Origin of the sequence: Geminicoccus harenae (assembly GCF_019800005.1) — a bacterium.
Classification (GTDB): Bacteria; Pseudomonadota; Alphaproteobacteria; order Geminicoccales; family Geminicoccaceae; genus Geminicoccus; species Geminicoccus harenae.
Map to the genome: position 1 here is coordinate 1 of NZ_JABGCL010000116.1, position 2,134 is coordinate 2,134.

At 62.8% G+C, this 2,134-nt stretch carries 2 protein-coding genes and 1 pseudogene; 1 reads left to right on the forward strand and 2 read right to left on the reverse strand.

Going from position 1 to position 2,134, the window contains the following annotated elements:
- Window positions 1-287 (forward strand): transposase (locus HLA95_RS28730; RefSeq protein WP_255592570.1); only part of this gene is annotated, 287 nt, incomplete at its 5' end.
- Between the two features lie 163 nt (window positions 288-450).
- On the opposite strand, the gene HLA95_RS27070 is transcribed toward HLA95_RS28730, so the two are convergent.
- Both HLA95_RS27070 and HLA95_RS27075 read right to left on the reverse strand, forming a co-directional pair.
- Window positions 451-1,719: a tyrosine-type recombinase/integrase gene (locus HLA95_RS27070; RefSeq protein WP_222185091.1), complete on the reverse strand. Its 1,269-nt coding sequence runs from the start codon at window positions 1,717-1,719 to the stop codon at window positions 451-453.
- 296 nt (window positions 1,720-2,015) lie between these two features.
- Window positions 2,016-2,134 (reverse strand): annotated as a pseudogene (locus tag HLA95_RS27075) (IS5/IS1182 family transposase); the annotation flags it as partial.

Sequence of the window (2,134 nt, forward strand, 5' to 3'; positions counted from 1 at the left end):
TCTGGGCAGACGGTGCCTGCACCGGCCCGTTTGCAAAGTGGCTGGAGAAGGAACGCAGCTGGCGCATGGAGGTCCCGTTCCACCGCCAGCGTCAGGCGTGGCGCTATGGACTGGAGGAAAGGCCGGCAGGCTTCCACGTCCTGCCGCGCCGTTGGGTCGTTGAGCGGACCTTCGCCTGGCTTTCCCGCTCACGTCGCCTTGCCCGAGACTATGAGCGGCTGCCTGAAACCGGCGTGGCGATGATCCACACCGCCATGAGCCGGATCATGCTGCGGCGCATCACGTGACCGGTCAGCGACTTTGCCGACAGTCAGTCAGCGCGGCGTAGGTGCCAAAGGTCAGTCTCATCCAGGCGGGCTAGTAGCTGCTCCTCCATCACTGTCCGCACTAGTACGGTGCGGTTCTTCACAATGTTGGCGCTCGCCGCGGTGCGTGCCTCCTCATCTTCTGTCATTCAGAGTTCTTTCCCGCTGACTGGCTCGGAAGATCGGATTCTGGCCTCGCATGCTCCGCCCAAGCCTCCATCAGTTCCCGCCGCTTCTCGAGGAGGTCAGACCGCTGGTAGGCCGCGACCACCTTGTCCTTGAGTGTGTGCGCCAGAGCTGCTTCCGCCCACGCATCGGGGTAGTTGGTCGCCTCTGCGACCCAGTCTCTGAACGTGCTGCGAAACCCGTGCGGCACAATCTCCCGACCGAGATGGTCGACCCACCTCGCTTGGCCCTTCCCGCTCGTTGGTCGCTGCATTCCGCGGACCAGCTGCAACATCGCCATGTTGGAAAGCTGGGAGTACGGCCGCTTACCCGGGAAGATGAACCCCTTGGGGTTAGGGCGCTCTGGGAGCAGCTTCCCCAGCAGGCTGAGCGCCGGCTGGGAGAGTGGTACACGATGCGCCGTCGGGACCTTCATGCGATCGGGCGGGATGGTCCACGTTGCAGACTCGAAGTTGATCTCCTGCCAGGTCGCGCCAATGATCTCGCTAGTGCGCTTTGCTGTGAGAATGGTGAACTCAAGGGCACGAGCGGAGATCGACGCATTTGCCCTTGGCGTGGACATGAATGCAGGCAGATCCTGCCAAGGTAGGGCCGGATAGTGCTCTGATCGTCTCAACTTCTGGGCATTTGGGAGAGCGTGCCGAAGATCCTTCAACCGCGCTGGGTTCGGCGCATCACGCAAGCCCTCTGAAGCCGCATAGTCCAGAATTGTCTCGATGCGCCCTCGCACTCGAGCGGCTGTCTCCGGCACTCGGAGCCAAATGGCCTCCAGGATGGCGAGGACATCGGCTCGGGCGATCTCCGCCACGTCCCGGCTGCCGATCTTCGGATAGACATAGTTGATCAGGGAATTGCGCCACTGCTCGCGGTGCTTGGGGTTCTTCCAGGCGGGCTCGTGCTTCGCCATGTACCGTTCCGCCAGAGCCTGAAACGAACGCTGCTCCGCTTCTGTGACCTTGCGCACCAGGGCGACGCGCTCGGCTCTCCGAGCACTGATGGGGTCCTCACCCGCCCGGAGACGCTCCCGCGCTTCCGCGGCAGCTCGCCGCGCAGCAGCCAATGAAACCTCGTAGCTGCCCAAGCCCATGTCACACTGCTTGCCACCCAGGCGGTAGCGCATGAGCCACCCCTTGCGGCCGTCTGAGCGGACGAAGAGATACAGCCCCGCACCATCGCTGTGCCGGCCTAGCCTAGCCTCATTCTTCGCTCTGGCCGCCGAAAGTTTCATGCCTTGAGGTCTCCTCCACACCTGCTGGTCCCAGCGCCGGTCCCAACATATCGGGTTGAATAAGGAGAAACAAGGAGCCACAGCTAGATCAAGCGTTCGGCGTAAGTACCCGTAGAAACTAGCCTATTAACTGCTGCCTGAAATGCTCTGAAACGGCTGCGCACACTACTAAGGAGGACCCTCCGGCCTCCACTTCCAAGACCAGCACCCCGCGTGCTGCATCCCATGATGCAGCACGCCGCAGTCGGGCGAACAGGCGCCGGCCAATCCTGCTAAGAGCCCGTTTGAGAATGCACTCAGTGGCTGATGCGGCGTAGCAGCAGGCTGCCCATGGCGACCTGCACGAAGGCTTCGGACACATCGAGCCTGGCCTCGTAGTCCCGCACCAGGCGGCGCCAGCGAACCATCCAGCCGA